This is a genomic window from Paraglaciecola chathamensis S18K6, from assembly GCA_000314955.1.
GTDB classification, from domain to species: Bacteria; Pseudomonadota; Gammaproteobacteria; order Enterobacterales; family Alteromonadaceae; genus Paraglaciecola; species Paraglaciecola chathamensis.
The window spans coordinates 1-24,777 of sequence record BAEM01000034.1 but is presented as its reverse complement, the minus strand read 5'-3'; the positions used below and the strand labels follow the sequence as shown (position 1 = coordinate 24,777).

Here is a 24,777-nt window from a genome sequence, read left to right as displayed (position 1 = left end):
CTGATGGAAGACGAATGCCCAAAATGCCCCCCCGCAGGGCTACCCGCGTGGATGGGGACATTCGCTGATTTAATGTCACTGTTGATGTGCTTTTTCGTTTTGTTGTTGTCATTCTCTGAAATGGACGTGCTCAAGTTTAAACAAATTGCCGGCTCAATGAAGTTTGCGTTTGGTGTGCAAAACAAAATTGAAGTAAAAGATATTCCAAAAGGCACCAGCGTGATCGCGATGGAGTTTAGGCCCGGGCGACCTGATCCTACCCCCATTGAAACGATTCAGCAGCAAACCATAGAAATGACCCAACAAATGTTGGAATTTCAAGCTGGCAACGAAGACTCCGCTGGTGGGCGCCAAAAACAACGGGGCGAGCAAAAAGGCGGTGCAGCTCAGCAAACGGCGAGCGAACAGTCCAGTGCGAAAACCACGGCTAGCCAAGAAGAAGTGGCTAAACAGATGAAGAAAGTGGCACAGCAGCTAGAAAAGGAAATTTTGGATGGGGCGATTGAAATGGAATCGCTGGGTCAGCAATTGATCATCCGTATCCGAGAGAACGGTTCCTTTTCTGCCGGTTCTGCATTTTTACAGCCTCAGTTTAAGCCCATTCTACGCAAAATAGGGACGCTTCTGGCGGACATGCCAGGCGATATTGAGATCTCCGGTCACAGTGACAGTTTGGTTATTTCAAATGAATTGTATCGCTCTAACTGGGACTTATCAGCACAGCGAGCGGTAGCCGTTGCTGAAGAGTTGCGTAAAGCGCCAGGGTTTGACGAGGGACGCATGGCTGTCATTGGTAAAGCGGATACGGCTCCTTTGTTAGGTGAAGATGACGCTCAGGCCAGAAGCCGCAACCGCCGAGTTGAAATAGCGGTTAAACAAGGTAAAGCGAAAGAGTCTGAGCCTATATCCGTAGTAGAATAGGGGGGGTTAACCTAAGCGCAGTTAGCGTTTTTCCTAGTAAAGCAGCTGTTAGCAAAGTGGCGCTAGCTTAGTAAATAAATTCAAATCCAAAAAGCGGCATATATGCCGCTTTTTTGTCTCCTCTATTTCTCTGTATTAATTTACATTTGTGACTCACAAGAGGGAAGACGCGCGCCTTTATCGAAAAATATTGAAAACTCCGCAACCGTAACCCCAAACTTTTTCATGTACGAGCGGTTCATCATACGCTTGTCATCTAGGGCGTACATCCAATCATCAATCGCAAAATCATACTCAGTGCCATCAATAGGTACCGTTAAGGAGTATTGCCAATTAAAAGCACTGCCTTGGGACTGACCAGTTGCTTGGCCTACAACATCCCCAGCGGTGCCTGTTACACTTTTATCTGGTGCAATATTGACGTTCCATATTCGGGTTTGGCGAGTGCCGTCGTTAAAATAAAATGATTCGTGAAGTTGGCCGCTATTTCCTTGCCATGTGGCGATGATATCAACACAAAAACGCCGGGTAAGTTTCCCTGAATAATCTTGCACTATTCCCCAGGCCGTCAGCTCACCATCAAAATAGCTCTTTAAAGAGAAGGTAGGGGTTGTGTCGCGATAATCATCAATTGACGTGCTGCAACCACTGACGACAGCAAGGCTTGCTGATAATGCCAACACTTTTAAGGCGGTCATATGTGCTCCTATTTTGCCTGGCCGATTAATTTATTGCGTAATTTAGGGTAACTAGATTGAGGATCTAACCAAATACGCAAGAATTGCTTAGCAAACTCAGCGCTTTCGACGCGTCCTATCTCGCTTTGATTAAAATAGAATACGCCACCCTCAGCTTGCTTCAGTACAAATAACAGCTCGTCGTTTTCCTGAATATCAGGCCATATTGCGCCAAGTTGGTTTAACCAAGGTTGGTAGGTTGCTTTTTCCACGCCTAATTTGTCCCATTCATCGGCGGTGGCTTCTATTAGCTCATCTGCCTCAATATCGCGTAAATACTGAATGTTTAGGGCAAGGGGTTTGTGACTTTCTGGGAGTAAATCGTCGCTGGTGAACGTACCGTCATCACTGTAGAGGGTTGATTGATATATGTCCCAAAAAACAACGGATAATTTTGCGCTACCCACTGGTTTCAGCGCATCTATTGGCGAAGCACTTAAGATAACAGGGAACAACAGTGCGCACTTAAACGCCAGAAAAATTAACGGTTTCATCGGTTAACGGCTAAGTGGGGCGCTGTAAGCGGGTTTGCTCAACACCAGCTGTACAGTACTGATAGTGCGTTCTAGAAAACCACCCTCACAATAGCTGAAGTAGTAGCGCCACATATTACTAAAGCGCTCGTCGTAGCCGTCTTTGGCTAAGGCGTCGATATTGTTATTAAAGGCTTGGTGCCAATGCTGTAAGGTTTTAGCGTAGTCTAAGCCAATGTCATGCAGATCGCGGATCATCATATCTGTGTGTTTTTTAAGATGTTGATTAATCAACAGCTGAGAGGGCAGAAAACCGCCAGGAAATATGTGTTTCTGGATAAAATCAACGCTCTTTGCATAGCTGTTTAAGCGCTGATCACTGATGGTGATCGCCTGCAATAACATGACTCCATCTTTTTTTAGCCGGTTAGAACATTGCTCGAAAAATGTGGGTAAATACTCTTTGCCAACGGCTTCAATCATTTCAATCGAAACGAGTTTGTCGTATTGCCCATCAAGCAATCGGTAGTCTTTTTTGAGTAGCGTTATCTTGTCTTGTAAATTTTCTTTGGCAACCCACTGCTCAGCGAAACGATATTGTTCTTCAGAAATGGTCGTTGTAGTCACTTTACAACCATAATGCTTAGCTGCGTAAACGGCTAGACCGCCCCAGCCAGTGCCTATTTCTAGTAGGTGATCGCTTGCGCTGAGCTGTAATTTTTCACAGATGGTTTTAAGTTTGTGTTGCTGTGCTTGATGCAAGTCAGCATCTTGATGGGGATAAATAGCCGAAGAGTACATCATGGTTTCATCAAGAAAACGGGTATATAACTTATTGCCTAAGTCGTAGTGGTCCGCAATGTTCTTTTTGGCCTGGCTAGCTGAGTTGCGCCTAGCCAAGTGGCTGAGTTTTCTAAGCGGTAAGGCAAGCCATTCCATCTTGCTTTCCCAGCGGTCTAACATGGGCAAGTTTCGAGCGAAAATACGAATAACATTGGTTAAGTTAGGTGTTGTCCACATGCCGTCAGTGTAGGTCTCGCCAGAGGCGATACTGCCTCCAAAAAGTAAATGGCGGTAGGCGCGCAAATCGATAAAGTTAATTTCTGCGTGTAGGTCAGAGCCTTTCTCACCAAAAACATCAACCAGCACGCCATTTTCTTTAATAACCATCTCGCCTTCGGGTAGGCTAGCAAATATTTTCAACATGATTTGGCGGCTAATTTTGTCTTGCCATGAAAGAGACTCGATCGCTTGGAGTGTCTGTTCGCTATTCATCATATTACTTCTTACCTTGCGTTGCGTGACCATAAAAAGGCACACGTTTAATAAAGAGTTTAATGGCTTGCCAGTAAATCCCGATTACCGTTCTTAGCGCCATGCTAGGAATTGACATTAGTACGCGCGTTAAGGATTTTGAGTTCAGTTCGACGCGGGTTAAATTTAATCCTGTGTCTAAATGAGTAATATCTTTCACGCACTTTAGGGTTAAATTAAGCTTTTGATTTGGCTGCTTAACTGACCACTGATAGTGCATGTCTAATGGATTAAAAGGGGAAACATGAAACGCTTTTTGGGAATCTTGTTGATGGTTTAAATCGACCAAATAGTGGTGGCGCTCATTCCACGGTGTATTACTGACTTCTGCTAACATATGGCTATATGAGCCGTCGCTTTGACGCAGGTAATAAAAATTTACTGGGCTAAAATACAGGCCAAATGTACGTACTTGACCTAGTAAATAGACATCTCCACACAGTGGATTTTCGTTTGGGCTATCGGCGAGTTCGTTCATACGTTTAAGCACACTATCTTGCAGCGGCTCGCTGTTGTCACCTAAATAATCTTGTCGTTTAAAGCGCAGTGGTGCCCATCTAGACATTGAAAAAAAACGCACGTTTTGTTCAACTTTTTGTATCTCATCTAATTTCAGCCACATGAGAAAGATGTCGTAGTTAAACGCATGCTTTTTGGGAAAATGACGCGCATGGAATACGCGACCTTGATAAATAGCGCTTTGCATTACAAGCTTTCACCAAAATGCTGGCATACATCCAAGGCACTGCGAACGCCGTCTTCATGAAAGCCGTTAAACCAGTACGCGCCGCAAAAGTGTAAACCGGCTACACCTGATATTTCACTACGCCGAGCTTGAGCTTCGATGGCATCGTCGTTGAATTGTGGGTGGGCATAGTGGTACACACCAAGTATATCTTTGTCGTTTATCGATTGGCGATCATTAAGGGTGACGCAAAAGGTGGTACTAGAATCAATACATTGCAGTATGTTCATATTGTAGGTTAATACCGCGGGTGATAAGTGCGCATTTTGGGCGTCACAAATGCTGTAGTTCCAGCTGGCCCAAGCGAGTTTCCGTTTAGGTAATACGCTTTCGTCAGTGTGCAGTACGACCTCGTTGGGAATGTATTTTATTGCTCCCAAAATGTGGTTTATTGTTTCTCGCTGCGGAATATCTTGATTGTCTAGCATCGCCAACGCTTGATCGCTATGGCAAGCAAATATCACCTCATCGAACTCTCTACTGCCCCGCAAACTATTGACTTGATACCCTAGCTCTGTTTTGGCTACCGAGGTAACAGCTGCATTGAGCATTATTTTTTTTTCAAAACCTTCGGTCAGCGGGGCAATGTATTCTCGTGAACCGCCAATCAAGGTATACCACTGAGGCCTGTCAGTAATATTCAAAAGACCATGGTTATTAAAAAAACGCAGAAAAAATTTAAATGGGAATGCCTTAATATCTTCGACGCTGGTAGACCAAATTGCCGCGCACATAGGTAAAATGTAATTGTAAATAAACGCATCACTAAAGCGATGCTCAGTCAAAAAGCCAAACAAGTTTTGCTGCTGAGGAAGCGCGTCTACGTTCTGTGATTTACACAGCTTGTTAAAGCGCAAGATATCCTTAACAATACGCCAAAATAGCGGGCGAACTATATTGCGTCTTTGAGCGAATAAACTATTGATTGTATTGCCATTGTATTCAAGGTTTTGCGTCTCATTTTTAACGCTAAAACTCATTTCAGTTGGCTGGCTTTTGACCCCTAATTTATTCATTAGCTTAATGAAGTGGGGATAGGTCCAATCGTTGTAAACAATAAAGCCTGTGTCTATCGCGTAATCTCGCCCTTTGACCGTAACGTCTTTCGTTGCGGTATGGCCGCCTACGTAGTCGTTGGCTTCGTATATTGTTATATCATGATTTTTATGGAGTAAATGGCCGCAGGTCAAACCTGAAATACCGCTGCCGACAATGGCAATTCGTTTAGACATCTTGGTTTGCATCCCGTTATTTGTTTTTCATGCGTTTGCTTAAGGCGACTTTCATCGAGTTTGGTAAGTGTGAAAGAAAGCGCAAAATAAAGCCGAATATTTTTGGAAAATATAGACTACTAGATTGATTTTGAATGCCCTTTAAAATGCTTTCTGCCGCCTCTTTTGCCGTTATCTGCATCGGCATATCAAAGTCATTTTTATCTGTTAGCGGCGTTTCAACGAAGCCGGGTGACGCACTTTGAACTATCACGCCCCGTGGGGCTAAATCCACTTCCATCGTCTTAGTTAGGTAATGCAAGGCCGCTTTACTTGCCCCATATGCTTGGCTTTGTGTGAAGGGTAATAACCGCGCCATGCTATCAACGATGAGTAATTGATTACCGGCCACTAATTTCGGGAGTAGGGCGTCAATACAGTTCACGACACCAAAAAAATTGGCTTCAAATACGCGTCTAAACATGTCAGGTTCAAAATCGTCTAATTGAACGTACTCACATACGCCAGCGTTCAACACATAAATATCTGCGTCAATAGAGGCTAATTTAAGTCGTGTTTGCTGTTTATCGCTGACGTCAAATTGCTCTGTGGTGACATGCTCAAGAGCACTAAGGCGGGTTAGCTTTTCCGCGTTGCGTCCGCAAGCGATCACTTCATAGCCATTGTTTGATGCGAGCTTTACCAGCGCTTCGCCTATTCCGGAGGTGGCGCCTGTGACAAGTATTCGTTTCATGATGCAAGTCGCTTTTTCAAAAATTGAATCACCGAGCCCATTAAAGGAATATGTTCGTACAGCATGCTACCCAAATCATAGTAATCTCGTTGGTAGCTAACTATGCCATCGGTAATGATTAACTGGCTAATGCCCTCAACACTGATCTGTTTACCGCCTTTAAGTTTTGGGTGGCAAAAATGCATGACCCAGTTCACCACAACATCCGGAGTATTATCCTTCACTTGAGAAATATCAAAACGACATTCATTGACGGTTTCGAGTAATTGTTCGAAATACTGATGAACAGCTGCTAAACCATTATGCTCGGTGACAGGGTCGACAAACTTGATGTCCTCGCTGTAAAGGTTTGAAAGTTCAGCGAGGGATTGAGTGTCTAATTTTTTATAAAAATTGACAAAATGCGCGATTGCTTCCATGTGCTGTGTCCGTCAAAAGTGTGTTTACGGGAATGTATTTTAATTATTAATGGAAAGTGAGCATTTTAGATCACTAAAAAAACACCTATGTCAGAGCGATCTAAATTCTTGAGCAAGCGTATCAAGGCATATCAACCAGCAAAAATCGATGTCGCTAGAATATGATTACTTTACCTTTGTTTCCTTTATCCGCACATATTTTGCCTCAGGGGCGTATGGCGTTACGGATTTTCGAGCCACGTTATGTTCGTATGGTGAAAAATGCCTGTGCGACGCAAACCGGCTTTGGGGTTTGTATGCTAAACGCAAAGGGCGATAAAGAGCGAAACGAGCATATTCACGCAGTTGGGACTCACGTAAAGGTGATTGATTTCGATATGCTCGACGACGGTTTACTAGGGATAACGGTTGAGGGTGACAAGTGTTTTAATATTGAGCAGGTCGTCACAGAGCATGATGGTTTGCGAGTAGGGCAATGCATTTGGTCAGAGATGTGGCAACCTGAGTCAAAAACCGATTCAGCCCTTGTACGGCAACGCTTGATAGACATATTCAACAAGTACCCCGAAATTAAAGATCTTTATCCAGAACCTCGATTTGATGACCCCTTGTGGGTTGTCTATCGGTGGCTTGAATTGTTGCCGGTTTCGGCTGAGAAAAAGCAGCAGCTAATGATCCAAAGAGACTATGTCAAAACGGTCGAATATTTGACACAATTGGTGAAATGATCTTTTTCACAATGAAGCCAGTATAAAGGGTATCAATACAATACCGGTGGAAAGTGATGCTAGTCGGAATCCCTTTGGAATCAAAACATTCACACGTTGTTGCCCCTAAAGACTGTGCTGATGAAATGTCGGCCTATTTGGTGTTAGTTGGCCAATCACGTTGTCAACGCTCGTTTGCCGAAGTGTTTAATTACTTTGCACCACGCCTTCGTTCTTACGCGCTCAAACAGATGGGCAATGAAGCATTAGCGATGGAGCTAGTGCAAGACACGATGTCAAATGTTTGGCAAAAATCTCATTTGTTCAACGCTGAAAAAGGCGCGCCTTCTACCTGGATTTTCACCATTGCTCGAAACATTCGCTTCGATATGTTGCGCAAGCAGCGTAATCGCAAAGAGGATATTTGCGCCGACGATTTGTGGCCAGTGCTGTGTGAACAAACCGCAGACGTAAATGAAGTGTCACTTGATGAACAAATTACGCTTCAGGAACTTGGTGTTTTATTCGAGGAATTGCCGAAAAAGCAGCGTGAAGTGATTGAAGCGATTTATATTGAGGGAAAATCGCAACAGGAAGTAGCTGAACAGTTCAATATCCCCTTGGGAACGGTTAAATCTAGAACGCGCCTTGCCCTTCAGCGTTTGAAAGAGATGTTAAAAGACAATGATTAATTTTCACCCAGACTTAGTTCATCTTCGTGCTTTTGCACAAGGTACATGCCCAACAAATTTAGCGTTGATGGTTTCGGCTCATGTTGATATGTGTCCTCGCTGTCAAGCACTGGTTATGCAAGCACAAGAGGAAATTGGCAGCGAAGTGTTTTCGGCTAGCTCTGATGTGATTGACACACCTCCAGATTACAACGATATGTTGCAACAGATAATGCAGTCTCCTGCGTTTGAAGTACCTGAAGTTAAAGCCATTTCAAATATACTTGAGCTTGATGGGAAACGCTTTGAATTGCCCAGAGCTTTAGCACGCTATAGCGAGAAAACAGGTAATTGGTCACGCCTAGTCGGTAAATTGTGGCAAGCCCCAGTGGATTTAGGCCAAGAAGGTCAAGCTAACTTTATTTATATGGAAAAGGGCGGCAAGGTGCCAGAGCACACCCATAAAGGAACAGAATTCACACTGGTCATTGATGGCCAGTTCAGTGATGGCTTAGCGGATTACGACTGCGGCGACTTTACCATTATGGACAGCACCAACAAGCACATGCCGTTTTCTGAGGCGGATGAAGGCTGCTTAGTGTTCACCATGGTTGATAAACCTTTGTATTTTACCTCTGGTTTAGCCCGCTTATTAAACCCGTTTAGTCAGTTGTTTTTTAAGTAGATTTTGGCTTTTGGGACATTGCTAAGGCCATAAAAAAACGCGCTCATTGGCGCGTTTTTTATGTCTGAATTGAGTGCTGACTTAGCTAATAAAGCTACTGTCAGGGTAATTCAATTTCAGTGTTTTCATGACGTTATTCTTTAACTCGTCGAGCTTAAGTTGGTCGTAACATTCCACCATGATTTCCAGCGCTTCTTGGACATGATCCGTATCTGGGTAGTATTCAAGCACATAGCGTCCACGGTTAGCTGCGGCAACGTACGCCTCACGACGCATATAAAAGCGGGCTATAGCAATTTCATACTTCGCTAAGCGGCTTTTGATATGCAACATGCGTTTTTGTGCATCGGCTGCATATTTACTGTCTGGGAATTTTTCAATTAAACGTCTGAAATCTTCAAAGGCTTCACGTGACTTACTTGGGTCACGATCTGAGCGGTCAATACCGACCAATTCTTGAAACAAGTTTTTGTCAGATTCCATGTTGGTTAAACCACGCATATATATTGCGTAGTCAACGTCAGCATGATTAGGGTTCAAGCGTGTAAAGCGATCTATGGTCGATATTGCTTCATTTACTTTGCCTGACTTGTAGTAAGCGTAAATCAAATCAAGTTGAACCTGATTGGACAAGGGGCCAAAAGGGTATCTGGAGTCTAATGCGCTAAGGGTTGCAGTTGCGGCATTGAAGTTACCAATTGCCATTTTTTCTTTCGCATCTTCATACAAAGATTGAGCACTACGATTGTTTACTACGACTTCTTCTTCATCTGGAGAGGACGAACAGCCACCTAGTGCGATGATTGCAGCGGCTAGAAAAACCTTGGGTAACGATAACTTTCTCATCATATTTGTCTTATTTGCTCTTATTTATGCTTGCGATAAGCGTTCGCCGATTCATTGCTGGCAAAAATCCGTTAGAATAGGGTTTTACCGAACCGATAACAACTGCATATTCTAACCCAGCGTCTGGGGCTATGCACATATAAATCGTCCGAAACACTACTAGGGTCTCCTTTGCATGTCTACCAGCTATGAAAAAATACAACTACAGGCCGTGGTGCCGCAAACGTTATTAGGTAAACGTTTGGATCAAGCTTTGGCTGAAATGTTCCCTGATTATTCACGATCTCGCATAAAAGATTGGATTTTGGCAGATCAAGTCTCGATTGACGGTCAGATAGTGAACAAGCCAAGAGAAAAGCTACTTGGTGAAGAGTTAATTGAAATTGATGCGAGCATCGAAATACAAGAGCGCCACAGTGCGCAAGCAATCGATTTAAACATTGTTTATGAAGATGAACATATCTTGGTGATCAATAAGCCAACAAATTTGGTTGTGCATCCGGGGGCGGGTAACGCCAATGGCACCATTTTAAATGCCTTGCTAAGCCACGTGCCTGATATAGCAAGCGTGCCGCGCGCAGGTATCGTACACCGCTTAGACAAAGACACGACAGGTCTGATGGTAGTCGCTAAAACAATACCGGCCCAAACACACTTGGTTGAAAAACTGCAAGCTAGGGAAATTAGCCGCGAATATGAAGCTGTGGTGTATGGAAATTTAATAGCCGGTGGCAGTGTAGATGAGCCCATTGGTCGACACCCTACTAAGCGCACTAATATGGCTGTCGTACAATCGGGCAAGCCAGCCTTAACGCATTACCGAGTTAAGCATAAGTACCGCGCCCACACCCATCTTCGTTTGAAACTTGAATCAGGCCGTACCCATCAAATTCGTGTGCATATGGCGCATTTACGCCACCCTTTGGTAGGAGATCAAGCGTACGGTGGCCGGCCTCGTTTACCAAAAGCAGCCAGTGAGGTAATGATAGAAACGATTCGTGGCTTTAAACGTCAGGCTTTGCATGCAATCCAGCTTGAACTTGAGCACCCAATTACAGGGGAGTGGATGTCGTTTCAAGCTCCCTTGCCTGACGATTTTGTTAACTTGCTAGACGTACTAAAAGAAGACACGGCACAAAATCCGGATGATCTTGTTTAATACATGATGGCGCTAAATCTCATTATCCCCCAATGGCCCGCACCACAACGTGTAAAAGCGTTTTCGACTACACGGATCGGCGGGCAGAGCCAAGCTCCCTACGACTCTTTAAACGTTGGGGAGCATGTAGGGGATTCGCTCGATACAGTGCAGGCGAATCGCAAGCAGTTACCACTTCATCAAAATATCAAGTGGCTAAATCAAGTACATGGCAACAGTTGTATTTCACTTGATAGCAACAGTGTGCAAAACATGAGTTTTGATGCCAGCACGACATCAGAACCGAACCTTGTTTGTGCTGTGATGACCGCCGATTGCTTGCCCATATTATTGTGCAACAAACAAGGCACGGAAGTGGCTGCTGTGCACGCTGGGTGGAAAGGCTTAGCTGACGGGGTGATTGAAAACAGCTGCAATCAAATGCACAGCGCTGCGTCAGAATTAATAGCTTGGATCGGCCCGCATATTAGCCAGAAAAATTTTGAAGTAGACGATCTTGTTTTTGCGCATTTTCAAGCTTACCCAGATTGCTTCTTGCCCACAAAGGTAACTGGAAAATACCACGCAAACTTACAGCGTATTACCCAAGCCAAGTTATCCGCGCTGGGTATTAAGCAGATTTTCAGCGCTGATATGTGTACTTATGAGAATGAAGCGTTATTTTTCTCTCACCGCAGGGCAACGCATCAAGGTTTAACTCAGACTGGGCGTATGGTGACCGGAATTTACCTACAACCCTAGCCACTGATTGATAACTTGATCTGGCTCAAATTCTTTTACTAAAAACACCTCTTGCGCTTGATAATTTTTTGCTGCGCTCCATTTATAGGTTAATTAATCATCCTTTAAATGTGAGTGGCATATGCGTTTAGATAGTTTTACTAGCAAGTTTCAACTTGCCATTTCTGATGCTCAATCCATTGCGCTTGGGCGTGACCATCAATTTATTGAACCTGTACATTTGATGACGGCATTGCTAAATCAGCAAGGTGGCTCGGTGCGCGCTTTGTTTGACCATGCGAAGGTCAATGTCAATACCCTACGTTCCGCCTTAGCTGAAGCGGTAGATCATCTGCCTCGCGTAGAAGGCGTTGGTGGCGATGTGCAATTAGCCAAAGAAACCGTCGTACTGTTAAACCTGAGCGACAAAATTGCACAAAAGCGTAAAGACAAATACATCACCTCTGAAATCTTCGTTTTGGCTGCGGTGCAGGACAAAGGCAAACTTGGTGATTTACTTCGCCAAAACGGGGCGACAGAAGAGTCCATCGAAAAAGCGATTGAAGACATGCGCGGTGGGCAAACAGTTAATGATCCAAATGCGGAAGACGTGCGTCAAGCACTTGAAAAGTTCACTACTGATCTAACCGAACGAGCAGAACAAGGTAAGCTTGATCCCGTTATTGGCAGAGACGACGAGATTCGCCGCACTATTCAGGTACTGCAGCGCAGAACCAAAAACAACCCTGTACTCATTGGTGAACCAGGGGTAGGTAAAACGGCTATTGCGGAAGGCCTTGCCCAGCGAATAATCAATTCAGAAGTGCCTGAAGGGCTTAAAAACAAACGCGTTTTATCCCTTGATATGGGCGCACTTATTGCTGGGGCAAAATTCCGCGGTGAATTTGAAGAGCGCTTAAAGGCAGTGCTAAACGAACTTGCCAAAGAAGAAGGTCGCGTGATCCTGTTCATCGATGAATTGCATACCATGGTAGGGGCCGGTAAGGGCGAGGGCGCTATGGATGCTGGTAACATGCTCAAACCGGCGCTAGCTCGTGGTGAGTTGCATTGTGTGGGCGCGACTACGCTTGATGAATATCGCCAATTCATCGAAAAAGATGCAGCCTTAGAAAGACGTTTTCAAAAAGTGCTGGTGGAAGAGCCTAGCGTTGAAGATACCGTTGCCATACTGCGCGGCTTAAAAGAACGTTATGAGCTGCACCATTCGGTTGAGATAACCGATCCTGCAATTGTAGCGGCAGCGTCTTTGTCTCATCGTTATATTAGCGATAGGCAGTTGCCAGATAAGGCTATTGATCTTATCGATGAGGCTGCTTCAAGTATCCGTATGCAGATGGACTCAAAACCTGAAGATATGGACAGACTTGAGCGTCGTATCATCCAATTAAAATTGGAAGAGCAGGCGCTTGCTAAAGAAAAAGACGAGGCGAGTCATAAGCGCTTAGAGTTAATTGAAATAGAGCGCGAGCAAGCAGAGTTTAAATTCTCAGAATTAGAAGCGATTTGGAAGTCAGAAAAACAGGCTATGCAGGGCACGCAAAACATTCGTGCCGAGCTAGATCAAGCTAAGCTAGATCTCGAGATTGCTCGTCGAGCTTCTGATTTAAGCCGTATGTCTGAGCTTCAATATGGCAGGATCCCAGAGCTTGAGAGCAAGCTAGAAATTGCCACTGAGTCTGAATCTCAGCCGATCGAACATCAGTTGCTTAAAAGCCGTGTAACTGAAAGCGAGATTGCAGATGTGCTCTCCCGCTGGACAGGCATTCCAGTGTCTAAAATGCTTGAGGGCGAAAAAGACAAACTCATGAACATGGAAAGCGCATTACACGAGCGCGTAGTAGGGCAAAGTGAAGCAGTTAATGCAGTATCAAACGCTATACGTCGCTCTAGAGCAGGCCTTGCAGATCCGAACAAACCCATAGGCTCTTTCTTATTTTTAGGCCCTACAGGGGTAGGTAAAACCGAGCTATGTAAAACCTTGGCAAACTTCCTGTTCGACACTGAAGATGCCATGGTACGTATTGATATGTCGGAGTTTATGGAAAAACACTCAGTATCAAGGCTGGTGGGAGCACCTCCAGGCTATGTTGGCTACGAAGAAGGTGGCTATTTAACAGAGGCTGTTAGGCGCAAACCCTACTCAGTGATTTTGCTTGATGAAATTGAAAAGGCGCATCCTGATGTGTTTAATATTTTGCTTCAGGTATTAGATGACGGCCGTTTAACTGATGGGCAAGGGCGAACGGTTGATTTCAAAAACACGGTTATCATCATGACCTCTAATCTTGGCTCAGATATCATTCAAGAGCAGCACAGTGAAAATGATTATGAGAAAATGAAGCAATCTGTACTTGATGTGCTCAGCACTCACTTCAGGCCTGAATTTTTAAATCGCGTGGATGAAACCGTGGTATTCCATCCACTGGGATTAGCACAAATAACGTCTATCGCGAGTAAGCAATTGCAGTTGTTACGTAGACGACTAGAAGATAAAGGCATAGGGCTAGAATTAACCGATGCCGCTCTTGAGAAACTTGCAGAAGCAGGGTTTGATCCAGTATACGGAGCGCGGCCACTAAAACGGGCTATTCAGATGGAAATCGAAAATCCGTTAGCGCAAAAGATCCTGTCAGGAAAGCTTATGACCGACAGTGTGGTCAGTATTGATGCTGATGAAAATGGGCTCATTATCGACTAGTTATTGCGTAACGTATTCATATATAAGAACGGCTACCAAGAGGTAGCCGTTTTTTTGGGTGAGAAACTTATTTGTTCGTCAACTAATAAGCACACAAGTTATACCAATCCGCATTAATAAGTGACCGCCTCAGAATGCGTCCAGCGGTTTTTGATTAAGGCGTCGCTATGTAGTAATGGTTGTTCCCTTTCAAATAGTGAGAACGCAGAGCAAAAGCCGCTGGGGCATTCCTTGCAGGCGAGTTTTAAAAGGGCTTACACTGCGTTGCATGACTTCGAAAGAGAACTAGTTTTCTTTTAATAAAGAGCTGTCAGTCATGCGCCTTGTTTAAGCCCTTTTAAACTCTCGCTGAGTGATCACTTATTAACGTGGAATGGTATTATAGCGTTTTTAACAAAGCTTCGGCTTGCTGTTTTTCAGGAAAAGGGCTGGTACTTGCCAGTGCTTGAGTCAACTCGCTTTTTGCTTGTTCAGCTTTCCCAAGACCCGTTAACGCGGCGGCTAAGTGATAACGAATAGATGGATCACTCGAACGCATAGTAAAAGCGGTACGTAGTGTCGTTAATGCCTCTTGATATTGCGCGTTTTTCACTAGTAACCAACCTTTAGTATCCAAGATTGCGGCAGAATCTGGGGTTAGCTGCGCGGCTATTTCTGCATATTCGAGCCCCTGTTTGGGTTCAGACTCTGCTTTAATTAAAGCAAGGTTGTTGTAAATACGGTCTTTGTTAGGTAACCCATTTATAGAGATCAGTTTTAAGTATTGCACCTCGGCAGCAGGCATATTGCCCTCAATATAAAGCAGATCGGCAAGTAGGTGTCTTTGAAAATGAGCATCTTCATTTTTTGACAAGTGATTACTTAGATACTCTTTAAAGGCTTCTTTTTGAGGTCCTTGGCTGGCGATTTGGTATAGCTCGATCAAGGGCAGGGTAAAATCAGGCTTTAATGTGACAGCATGAGAATATGCATTGTAGGCGCTATCAATGTCTTGAACGGCTTTAAAATAATTGCCTTGCAATACATACACATTTGGGTTGTTAGAAAAGTCCTTTTGCATACTTTCAATAAGGGCTTTTGCTTCAGGCAAACTTCCTTGGCTAATAAGTAATTGCCCGTATTCCAGTTTTGCAAGGGCGTATTGCGGGGCTATAGAAGTGGCTCTCTGTAAGCTTAATTTTGCGCCATTCACATCTTTCGCTTGGCGTTGAGCTTGGCTCAACTCAACTAGGCGCGCAGCGTTATCTGACCATTGACCAAACAATATATCTAGCTGGCTTTTCGCCTGTTGCGGCTCATTTAAAGCTATCAGTAAATTAGCCTTTTCGAAGATATACGCTGAATTTAATCGATCAATTTTCAGCAGAGCATTAACTTCAGTTAAAGCTATGGCGTACTTTTGTTGTTTACGGTAGATATTAGCTAACAATTCATGGGGGGCTGCTTTATTAGGAGCCGCGGCTTTTGCCGTGAGTAGCGTTTCTATTGCTTCTTCTAATTTTTGCTGTTTGATTAATATTTGCGCGTGCAGCACAAGTGCCGGAATATTAGTTCCTTGCTGGGCAATGACTTTCTCAATTGTTTGAAGCGATTCAGGCAGTGCTTGTTGAGCGAATTGAACGCGCGACAAGTTCATCAGTGCCGCTATGTTTTCAGGATCTGCTAAGAGCACGTTATTTAATGAGGTTGTAGCCTGTTGGAAATTACCTAAACGAATATTTAAATCGGCATGCAGATTTTGGTATTTTAAGTTATCCGGTTGTAACTCAACTAATGTGTTTGCTGATACCAGCGCGTCTGCATAACGCTGATTATTCGCTTCAAGCGTCGCTTTAAACAATAAAACATCTTCCGCATTGGTATCAAGGTTGCTGTTACTAAGCAATGCGAGTGCGTCGTCAACTCTATCTCGGCGCACCAGCAGCTTAGCTTCTAAAAGTATGACCGTGTGGTTAGCTCCATATTCTTGTTTGAGCTCTTCTACGAGATTGTTACATTTAAATACCTTGTTACTGGCTAAATACAGGTCGCACAGTAGTGATGAAACGGGAATACTTTCAAGTACAATAGATTCATTTAGCTCAAGTAGCGCCATTGCTTTTTTAGCATCGCCTTGGCGAATATGCGCTTCGGCTAACATGCCTAGCAATTCAGGAGGCGCCGAGCCAGATTTAACATATCGGCTGAGTTCTCGCACAGTGACTTCGTAATTTTTATTGATATAAGCGGTTATCCCCGCCACTAAACTAATCCAGCTCGTTTGCGCTTTGTTTTCGTCAGTCGCTAGGCTTAGCATTTGGTTAAGTTGCGAGAGTAACGCATCAGCCTCTGAGTTTTTTTCTTGCATGGCTAACACGCGTGCTTTTAACAATTGTGTTTGCAAATCACCAGAGGTTTGCTCTTCGATGAGAGCAATCATTTCCTCGGCTTTGCTGAGCATATTAGCTTCTACATAGCTATTGGCTAAAGCGCGTTTAATGGTTGGATCAAATTCATCAAATTGATAAGCCAACTCAAACTGTTTTCGCGCTTCGTCACTTTGACCTTGGCTTTGCAACACTAAACCGCGCAGCATCACACTCTTCGCATTATTGGGCTCAACCGAGAGGGCTTTATCTAAATATTGGTTTGCCTCAGCGTAATTTTTGTTTATTAGCGAAATCTGCGCTAAGCCATTTAGCATATTGCTGTTTTGGCCAAACTCAAGTTGGGCGCTTTCATAAATTGACTTAGCTTGTTCTAACTCTTTTTTCTGAATATGTGCTGCAGCCTTTAATAGCTGAACATCAAGCTTTACCGATGACGATAAGCTACGCGGTGTTGGCAAATCGATAAGTGCATCAAATCGGCGGCTAATAAGATAGGCATTTGCTAATGGTACCAGCACTAAGTTTAAATCAGCGCCTGCATCCATTACTTCTTCAAATTCTGTGATAGCATCATTGATATAACCGTCTACTAATAAAACGCGACCCATTAGCAGTTTCGACGGTAAATGAGAAGGGGACTCTTGTAAGGCATTTTTAAGATGAATATATGATTCAGAGAAAGCTTCTTGATTGAACGAAGCTAGTGCTTTCTCATAGTCCGCTGATGTGTCAGCGAACGCCAAAGAAGGTAATACAGCGCAAAACGCAACGGCGCTAATCGAAATGGATAATGAACGAAGTTTCATAAATTGGATTGACTCTTTTCCATAGAATGCATGGCTAAAATACTACGGCATATTTTACTTGAATGCCCTAGGTATTTGATGGATACAAATATACTAATGTATATTTCAAGGCAAAAAAAAACCTCACAAAGTGAGGTTTTCAAAACATTAAACGTGTTTATGCAGTTTTACGACGACGCCACACTGCAAACAAACCGAATGAAGCTAATACTGCTAATGAGCTAGGCTCTGCAACATCTGTAGGCGGCTTAGGATCTGGGCCAGTGCCTGCTACTGTAGATATACCAGCTAATTTGAGGTGATCGTTGCCAGTGCTCCATCCTGGTGAGCCAAAAGCACCATTGTATGCACCAATTACCCAGTATTTTGAATCAACACCCGCAGTACTAGTCGCAATTGAGTAGTTGCTCGTATCTAAGTCACTGAAGCTTGCGCTGTAAGACGCAGCACTAGCTACATTCGCCCAAGTCTGACCCTGCAATGTTGGTAGTGAATCAAACGCAGCAATAGATATATCAGAATCGTCACTAAAATACCCGAGATTGATACCGGTAATAGACACCAACTCGTCAAACGTAAATAATAACATATCAGTATCACCGCTATTATCTACATAGTGACCATCATTGTTGTCATTATAGTGACGGTTATAATTTAATAAACCACTATTATTTCTTGAGACCGCTGCGCTTTCGATTTTATCATCTCCGGACACTTCGCCGGTATCTGCCCACGCGGTAATAGTAACTTCGATGCCATCGTTTGATAATAACATGTTATTACCAAAATTCGCTCCGCTCCCCCAAGTGGTGCCTTGGCCATTAGTTGCAGCTAAACCGTTAGACCTAAAATTCCAATATGTATCGTCGCTAGGACCTGTTGTACTTGTTGCTAAGCTAGCAAATGACATTGTCATTAACGATGTCGCGAGCGCTGCACTGCGCAAAATAAATAGTTTCTTCATATTAACCTTCCAGTCCTTTAAAGATGCTGAGCGTTTTAAAATTCTTATTTCGCCAACGAAGCAGTAAATGTGCCATGTTTTTTTATTCCTTTGTATTCAGCTGGTTACTAAATGCAAGCGTGCGAAAATAATTCCTGTGTAAAGAAAGCAGACAGCACGTCTGACCTGTGGCTCAAAATATATACATGAAGCAATTATACATTTATTGATAGGAGCGAATATAGGAAATACGTATAATAGGTATGCCTAATAATACGTCAGGAATGCGTTACCGAGAATAATAACGAATTAATCTGACTATTTTTTAAATTGCCCAATAACTAACGCCAAACGTTTATGCTATCTTGGCGCCGTTATTTTATCAAAGGAGCTGTTATGCCCGAATCAAAGCGTAAAGGTATTTATCTTTTACCCAATTTATTAACTACTGCTGGTCTATTTTCTGGCTTTTATGCTGTTGTTGCATCTATGAATGGGCACTTCGAAGCTGCTGCCGTAGCGATATTTATCGCAATGATTTTTGACGGGCTTGATGGTCGTGTTGCGCGTATGACCAATACCCAAAGTGAATTTGGTGCCGAATACGATTCAATGGCCGACATGGTGTCTTTTGGTATGGCGCCAGCCTTGGTTGCGTATAACTGGGGTTTAAGCGGTTTAGGCAAAATTGGTTGGCTAGCCGCCTTTATTTATGTAGCCGGTGCTGCTTTACGTTTAGCACGTTTTAATACACAAATTGGTATTGCCGATAAGCGCTACTTTCAAGGCCTTGCAAGCCCGGCCGCCGCCGCATTGGTCGCCGGTTTAGTCTGGGTTGGTGGCGAGTACGACGTGAACGGTGATGATTATGGCGTTATTGTGGCCTTGGTAACAAGCCTAGCGGGTTTATTAATGGTCAGTAACTTTAAGTACAATTCATTCAAAGAAGTCAACTGGCATGGCAAAGTGCCGTTTGTGGCTTTGCTACTCATTATGTTGATTTTCGTTGTTGTAGCGACTGAGCCTGCATTGGTGTTGTTTGTCGTTTTTGCGTTATATGCACTCGCTGGGCCTATTAATACCTTTAGAAGTGTAGATAAAGTCAAGCTGGAGCATGTAGTAGGGGATGCCGATGAAAATGACGCAGACTTTATGTCAACTGATGGTGATGCACCCAAAGAGCAAGCAGAAACAGAACCTCACGTAAAAAACAACACAGACGAAAATACCTAACGTCACCATTGAGTCAAAGCTCCGGGCGTTCACGATTTAGCTTTCGTATTCTATCGGGTCAATAATTCGACCCGATATTCTCTTACTCATTAGTGTCAGTTTTTTTTACATAGTTATCATTCATTTTTTTAACCACCTGAAAAGTAAGTTGTTTTTTTTTGGCGTAAAACCTGCTTGTTTTTTAGCAGGTTAGACAAACACACGATCTGACCAAATCAACTAATAATTACAAAGGTATGGGAATATATGATGTCTATAAGAAAATTCGGTGCTGCCGTCGCACTAGTAGTCGCGAGCTTAGGGTTTACTTCTTTTTCAGCGAACGCAGTATTAATTACACAGTCAATAGAAATCGTTGATGATCCAATTTTTGGTAGCTTTAACTTGGGTGAAGTCGTTATTGATCTCGACTCAAGCGAAATTGGTAGCGGACTCGTTTCTGTTTTTGAATTCGTTTCACTGAATTTATTTGATAGTACAGAGTTTGACGTATTTGATTTTGAAGCAACTGTAGATGCAAGCTCTTTAAGTGCTGTCAATTCGGGTATTGAGTTTTTAGCATTTGATGTGACTGAGCTGGATAGTGCAGATATGTGGTCTTATCAAGTCATCATTGACATATTTACACCGGAAAATACCTACGTAGACATTTTCGATGCTAACGGGGATTTCGTTTTCTTTTCGGAAGCAGCTACATTGGGTGAGGCTCGAGTTCCTGCTCCTGCTGGTGTTGCGATTCTTGCCTTAGGCTTAGTAGCAATGGGCCTTCGTCGTCGTAAAAACTAACAGGTTTCGTAATTATATTGAAAAAAGAGAGCTATATGCTCTCTTTTTTTATATTTGCCCCACCTTGGCTATTGTTCATATTTTTTAATTTTACTCAGTAGAGGGATGGTATTAGTCAATGACTATATACACCTAAAGGCCTTTCCCTCACTTTTACTATTGTTTATCACGTTTGAGGAAGCGAATTTACGATCAGTTAGTAGCATGCTGATGACAAATTGATCGCGGGCCAATCTGAGTGACAGATAAAGCCCTATATACAGCCCTTTGACGTACTCGTCTGTCTCATTAACGAGCTTAACTGATTCATCCCACTTTTATATTAGTGATTGTCGCTTCTTATAAATCAAGTTTTTATGGCATCACTAATATGTCTAAACAGGTGCAGGCTTAGTTTTATTTTATATCAACCTCATTAAATAATTGCTCTCTCAGAAGCTATCCAGCGGGTTTTGAACAAAGCGTCTGTGTGCAGTAATGGTTGTTCCATTTTAAATATCGAGGACGCTGCTGTGCAAAACCTTCTGGGGAAATCCCCGTCGGGCGAGTTTAAAAGGGCTTACTCTGTGTTGTTCGAAGTTGAAAGAGCACAGGTTAATTTTTAATAAAGGGCTATCATTCAAGCGCTTTGATTGAGACCTTTTAAGTTTTCGCTGAGTGGTTATTTATTGGAATTGAAGTTAGGGCGATATTCCATATTCCGAGCCTATTTTATGACCGGTAGCTAAGATGTTCATAATACACAGTAGCCTTTTATTCTTGTTAATAAAAAAGCCCCGCGAATGCGAGGCTTTACAGTACATAATACTAGAGTGAGAATCTCTCACACGCTAAGATTTTGCTCTATGGTTGCACTACCTCTAGTACAGTCGTACCTTGAGGCGTGCCATCTTCGTTATAGAAGGTGACCGCTCCCATGTATAGGTTAGGATCTAGACCTCTAGTGGTTATACGAATGTTGTTGAACCTACCATCAATTGCTCTACTTGAACCTGATACACGAGTGGTCGATTCAGCTTGATCTGCAATCCAGCCTAACATGGTATAGTCAGTCGTTTCCGCACCCGCTAAACTCCAACCGTGAACCCAAGCGATGTAGAAATCAGCCGGTGCAGGATTGGTCAAGATTATATCTTCATTTGAGCCGCTATTGAACGAAACCGCCTCTTGAGAACATAAACCTCCAACACAGCTATAAATGTATAGATCTAAATCCGCGCCTTCTTGCGCTACTAAGGCGTCAATCAGACTAAATCGAGCAACCTTAGTACCTTCAGGTATTACGAAGAAGTGCGTTCCTAAACCCGCTTCATTAAAGCCGAAGGTCTGGTCAGGATCTTGACTAACGGTACCTGATGCTCCAAAAGGCGCTACCAAGCCCGTGTAATCTAAGCTTGTTCGACCTGAGTAAAGCATTTGCACAGGGAAACTAGCTCGCCCTCGATTTAGATCCAGTGATATGCTTTCGGGCACATCGATATCTATACTAGGTGCGGGTTTTACAGCTATTGGACTGCGTACTACCGTTCCGTCTGCACCGGTAAACGTAATCCCACCGAATGCCCACTCATCTATAATCGAATCGTCTGTTTTGGCAAATGTGATAGTAAAGCTAGCTTTACCGTTTGGAGCCACCACTAAATTACCTGACTCAGTTTCGACGCCTTCACCATCAAAGGTTTTCACCGTTGCTGATATTCCTTCTGGAACATCTAAAGAAACAACATAATCGCCTCCAACACCTGAAACATCCGTTAGCGTGCGGCTAACCGTTTCTTCTGTAAGTAACGATTCTACAGCAATTGATGGGTAATTAAGTTGACTAGCATCTGTAGAGAACCCAGCTTCAGTCAACGTGTCACAGGTTTCATTAGATTGCGCTTCTACAAAATCTTCATGCCCTTGGCCACACATGAATGCTAGGTAGTCATTTACGTTTGCATCGTATGTTAGACCTGGTGCCATTGCCGCAACTGGCGAAGCGTGCCCTGCTCCAAAATCAAACGGGTCTGCTGGTGTTTCTCCATCTTCTTTTGATAAATCTTGACGTGCGGAGGTCATTAATGCTGATTTGATTTGAGCAGGTGACCAGTCAGGGTATTGGCCTCGTAGTAGTGCAGCCATACCTGCAATATGAGGTCCTGACATAGACGTACCACTTAAATAGTGGAATGCCTCGCCTTGACTGCCGCCGTTAAATTGCTGCTCACTGTTCGCAGCTAAGATATTAACGCCTGGTGCGGTAATATCAGGCTTTATGATATCCCCAGTACTTGGGTTAACACCTCTAGATGAGAAGTCAGCTATAAGATTTGGCACTTCTTGGGTTTGAACAAAGGTGCTAGCACTTAGTACCGCGCTAACATCTTTTCCTTCTGAAATGGCTGCATTTAACGCTTCACCTGCAGCTGCTGATATCCCGACAACCGGAATTTCGGCTGGGAAGTCTCCTGCCATCCCAAATGCAGGGCGGCCATCTGTATTATAAATAATCACCCCAGCCGCACCAGCAAGTTGAGCTCGCTCAGCTTTCTCGACGAAAGCACAAGCACCACGACTAAGTAATGCGATTCTTCCTGCTAATTGGTCTGCATTTATGAGAGGAGTGGCTACACCTTCTTCTTCAAAACAGCCAAGAAGCGGATCGGCGATAACCAATTGAGCCTCTACTGGTTCGATATCCGTTAATGCAGGAGAAAAATCAGCAACAGTCGCTGCAAATATTTGCTCTTCTCCATCGATAGTGGCTCCGACACCACTATTATAGATAGTACCGTCATGGGTAGACGCGGCTACCGTAGTTAACCAAGGAGCGATATTACTGACGGTTGCAGCATCAGGGCCATCATTGCCAGCAGAGGCAGCAAAGAATATTCCAGCTTGTGCAGCTCTCAAACCCGCGGTGTATACCGGGGTAGTTAAGTCTTCAGAGTTACCAATCGAATAGTTAATGACGTCTACGCCGTCAACTATCGCTTGGTCAATTGCCGCCATGCTATCACCAAAGAAACAGCCTCTTTCATTAACGCCTTCAGGGCTTACATAATCGGCATTCCAACATACTTTATACATAGCCACACGAGCACGGGGGGCAATACCAGTAACGGTAGTGACGTCGGTGCCTCTGATAGTTGCTGTTACGCCTTCGTTGCCCGCAGCAGTGCTTGCTGTGTGGCTTCCATGACCATCTGCATCTCGTGGTGAAATAAATTCACCTAAAGCGGTTTGTATCTCATAAGTCGAGGCAAACGATTCGTTATAATAACGAGCGCCAATGAGTTTATTATTACATTCAAATGAATTAGCTTCAGCTTCCTCACCGGTGTCACAGGTACCCGTCCAACCTAACTCAACTGGGTCAGAGTAACTACCGTCATCTGCGAAACTTGGGTTTTCGGGCCAAATACCTGAATCTAGTACACCGACAATGACGTCGTCGCCCTTGATTCCTAAAGTATGCTGCCCGTTTGCGCTCGTTAATCCAAGAAAGTCTGGGGTAGAAGACGTTGCAGGTTCAAAAGCCCTGTCTTCAAAAACGCTGACTACGTTCGGATTATTTTCTAGTGCTTTGGCTTGCGAGGATGTCATCTTGGCTGAAAAGCCGTTAAAGCTATGCACATAATTATGCAATACTTCCATTGAACCAACAGAGCTGCTTATTTCAGTTTGTCTGGCTTTTAATTGATTGGTGTAGGCTTGCATTCTTGGCGATTTAGCGTTGTATCGGTTCCCTTGAGCGACTAACTGATTGCTTGGAAGCAATTCACCTGTTGCTTGAGCTTGGCTTATACCGGGCTCGCCTTTTAATTGAACGATATAAATTCCGGAACCTTTCACTGCTGTGATAGATGATTTAGCTTCAGTTAATGTGCTCATATCTACTGGTTGATTGATTTCACCTGCTGAAACTAAGGGTGCTGCCATTGCAACAGAAATCATACTGCCTAAAATTGAACGCTTAAACTTCATTTGATTCTCCGACTTACTTTATTTTTATATTTATTCCAGTATTTGTTTATTTTTGTTTAATTGAAATAACAATACTGAACGTATTATGGAACGTATTCGAAGCTATTTTACCCCCTGAAGTAATATAGCTGTGCTCTTCTACTCCTTATTTTCTCTGTAATGGAATTAATACTTTGTAACGTGTTTCAACTAACACTTGCAAAATATAGCGAATAAATAACTTCAATAGCAATAATCCATGCCTAACAAAGTTACCGAGTGGGGGAAGCAAATATTACACCTTTAATATAGGTTGCTGATAAATATGGATTTTAATAGCAGTCTAAAAATGAAGGAAATATAATTGTAAATAAAGCTGACACTTCTTTACATTAATTGACATATATCACCCAGAGGGATTTGTTTAGAAAAGCTTGTTGATAGTAAATTGCTGTTCTGTTGTTTGTTATGCAGATTGTTATGCAGATAGATAGGCCGCTGGCGCATTGGACAGCTTCAACTATTCTGCTACTTCAACCACATAAAGCATTTTACCCGCATAGCTATAGAAAATGGTTTTGCTTATTAATTCGGCAGTTGAACAGTTTTTT

The 24,777-nt window shown here is 43.4% G+C and carries 20 protein-coding genes; 9 read left to right on the top strand and 11 right to left on the bottom strand.

The features are described from left to right. Positions 1-3: 3 nt before the first annotated feature. The gene (locus GCHA_RS12710; RefSeq protein WP_007988819.1) at positions 4-921 is read left to right on the top strand and encodes a flagellar motor protein MotB; all 918 of its coding nucleotides are present in this window, start codon (positions 4-6) and stop codon (positions 919-921) included. A gap of 140 nt (positions 922-1,061) precedes the next feature. Here GCHA_RS12710 and GCHA_RS12705 read toward each other — a convergent pair whose 3' ends face one another. Genes GCHA_RS12705 through GCHA_RS12675 form a run of 7 tightly spaced genes read right to left on the bottom strand, consistent with a single transcriptional unit; the run spans position 1,062 to position 6,574 of the window. Continuing rightward, positions 1,062-1,619 (bottom strand): DUF3833 domain-containing protein, encoded by a 558-nt coding sequence (locus GCHA_RS12705; protein ID WP_007988817.1) that lies wholly within the window; start codon positions 1,617-1,619, stop codon positions 1,062-1,064. Positions 1,620-1,627: 8 nt separating this feature from the next. Further along, a complete protein-coding gene (locus tag GCHA_RS12700; protein ID WP_496196113.1) occupies positions 1,628-2,152 on the bottom strand; it encodes a chalcone isomerase family protein in 525 nt (174 codons plus the stop codon). A gap of 3 nt (positions 2,153-2,155) precedes the next feature. Next, a complete protein-coding gene (locus tag GCHA_RS12695) occupies positions 2,156-3,409 on the bottom strand; it encodes an SAM-dependent methyltransferase (protein WP_007988814.1) in 1,254 nt (417 codons plus the stop codon). A 1-nt stretch (position 3,410) separates the two neighbouring features. Next, the gene (locus GCHA_RS12690) at positions 3,411-4,151 is read right to left on the bottom strand and encodes a DUF1365 domain-containing protein (RefSeq protein ID WP_007988804.1); all 741 of its coding nucleotides are present in this window, start codon (positions 4,149-4,151) and stop codon (positions 3,411-3,413) included. Beyond that, a complete protein-coding gene (locus tag GCHA_RS12685) occupies positions 4,151-5,422 on the bottom strand; it encodes an NAD(P)/FAD-dependent oxidoreductase (RefSeq protein ID WP_039992502.1) in 1,272 nt (423 codons plus the stop codon). Before GCHA_RS12685 ends, GCHA_RS12690 begins: the two co-directional genes overlap by 1 nt. 16 nt (positions 5,423-5,438) lie before the next feature. Beyond that, positions 5,439-6,155: an SDR family NAD(P)-dependent oxidoreductase gene (locus GCHA_RS12680; protein ID WP_007988800.1), complete on the bottom strand. Its 717-nt coding sequence runs from the start codon at positions 6,153-6,155 to the stop codon at positions 5,439-5,441. Beyond that, positions 6,152-6,574 carry a nuclear transport factor 2 family protein gene (locus tag GCHA_RS12675; RefSeq protein ID WP_007988798.1) on the bottom strand — a complete coding sequence of 141 codons (423 nt, stop codon included), beginning with the start codon at positions 6,572-6,574 and terminating at the stop codon, positions 6,152-6,154. Before GCHA_RS12675 ends, GCHA_RS12680 begins: the two co-directional genes overlap by 4 nt. Before the next feature lie 161 nt (positions 6,575-6,735). On the opposite strand from GCHA_RS12675, the gene GCHA_RS12670 reads away from it, so the two are divergent. From GCHA_RS12670 to GCHA_RS12660, 3 genes are read left to right on the top strand one after another with little or no spacing between them, the layout of a single operon-like run. Continuing rightward, positions 6,736-7,302, top strand: coding sequence for an LON peptidase substrate-binding domain-containing protein (locus GCHA_RS12670; RefSeq protein WP_007988797.1), 567 nt, complete (start codon positions 6,736-6,738; stop codon positions 7,300-7,302). Between the two features lie 56 nt (positions 7,303-7,358). Then, a complete protein-coding gene (locus tag GCHA_RS12665) occupies positions 7,359-7,973 on the top strand; it encodes a sigma-70 family RNA polymerase sigma factor (protein WP_039992445.1) in 615 nt (204 codons plus the stop codon). After that, positions 7,966-8,637 carry a ChrR family anti-sigma-E factor gene (locus tag GCHA_RS12660; protein ID WP_007988793.1) on the top strand — a complete coding sequence of 224 codons (672 nt, stop codon included), beginning with the start codon at positions 7,966-7,968 and terminating at the stop codon, positions 8,635-8,637. The genes GCHA_RS12665 and GCHA_RS12660 overlap by 8 nt, the downstream gene beginning before the upstream one ends. A gap of 81 nt (positions 8,638-8,718) precedes the next feature. On the opposite strand, the gene GCHA_RS12655 is transcribed toward GCHA_RS12660, so the two are convergent. After that, positions 8,719-9,483: an outer membrane protein assembly factor BamD gene (locus GCHA_RS12655; protein ID WP_007988791.1), complete on the bottom strand. Its 765-nt coding sequence runs from the start codon at positions 9,481-9,483 to the stop codon at positions 8,719-8,721. A 175-nt stretch (positions 9,484-9,658) separates the two neighbouring features. Here GCHA_RS12655 and rluD point away from each other — a divergent pair, with 175 nt between their 5' ends. The 3 genes from rluD (at position 9,659) to clpB (ending at position 14,081) form a co-directional block, all read left to right on the top strand. Continuing rightward, positions 9,659-10,642: a 23S rRNA pseudouridine(1911/1915/1917) synthase RluD gene (gene rluD / locus GCHA_RS12650; protein ID WP_007988787.1), complete on the top strand. Its 984-nt coding sequence runs from the start codon at positions 9,659-9,661 to the stop codon at positions 10,640-10,642. Positions 10,643-10,648: 6 nt separating this feature from the next. Next, on the top strand, positions 10,649-11,383 hold the full coding sequence (gene pgeF / locus GCHA_RS12645) for a peptidoglycan editing factor PgeF (protein WP_039992500.1): 735 nt from the start codon (positions 10,649-10,651) through the stop codon (positions 11,381-11,383). A gap of 121 nt (positions 11,384-11,504) precedes the next feature. Next, a complete protein-coding gene (gene clpB, locus GCHA_RS12640; RefSeq protein ID WP_007988784.1) occupies positions 11,505-14,081 on the top strand; it encodes an ATP-dependent chaperone ClpB in 2,577 nt (858 codons plus the stop codon). A 379-nt stretch (positions 14,082-14,460) separates the two neighbouring features. Here clpB and prsT read toward each other — a convergent pair whose 3' ends face one another. Next, positions 14,461-17,256, bottom strand: coding sequence for an XrtA/PEP-CTERM system TPR-repeat protein PrsT (gene prsT / locus GCHA_RS12635; protein WP_007988782.1), 2,796 nt, complete (start codon positions 17,254-17,256; stop codon positions 14,461-14,463). 157 nt (positions 17,257-17,413) lie between these two features. Next, positions 17,414-18,220 (bottom strand): exosortase-dependent surface protein XDP1, encoded by an 807-nt coding sequence (xdp1, locus tag GCHA_RS12630; protein ID WP_007988781.1) that lies wholly within the window; start codon positions 18,218-18,220, stop codon positions 17,414-17,416. A 375-nt stretch (positions 18,221-18,595) separates the two neighbouring features. Here xdp1 and pssA point away from each other — a divergent pair, with 375 nt between their 5' ends. Together pssA and GCHA_RS12620 are read left to right on the top strand one after the other, a co-directional pair. Beyond that, positions 18,596-19,432: a CDP-diacylglycerol--serine O-phosphatidyltransferase gene (pssA, locus tag GCHA_RS12625; protein WP_007988779.1), complete on the top strand. Its 837-nt coding sequence runs from the start codon at positions 18,596-18,598 to the stop codon at positions 19,430-19,432. 246 nt (positions 19,433-19,678) lie between these two features. Then, positions 19,679-20,218 (top strand): PEP-CTERM sorting domain-containing protein, encoded by a 540-nt coding sequence (locus GCHA_RS12620; protein WP_007988778.1) that lies wholly within the window; start codon positions 19,679-19,681, stop codon positions 20,216-20,218. Positions 20,219-21,061: 843 nt separating this feature from the next. On the opposite strand, the gene GCHA_RS12615 is transcribed toward GCHA_RS12620, so the two are convergent. Beyond that, entirely contained in the window at positions 21,062-24,187 is a 3,126-nt protein-coding gene (locus GCHA_RS12615) for a S8 family serine peptidase (protein WP_007988777.1), read from the bottom strand. Positions 24,188-24,777 lie beyond the last annotated feature (590 nt).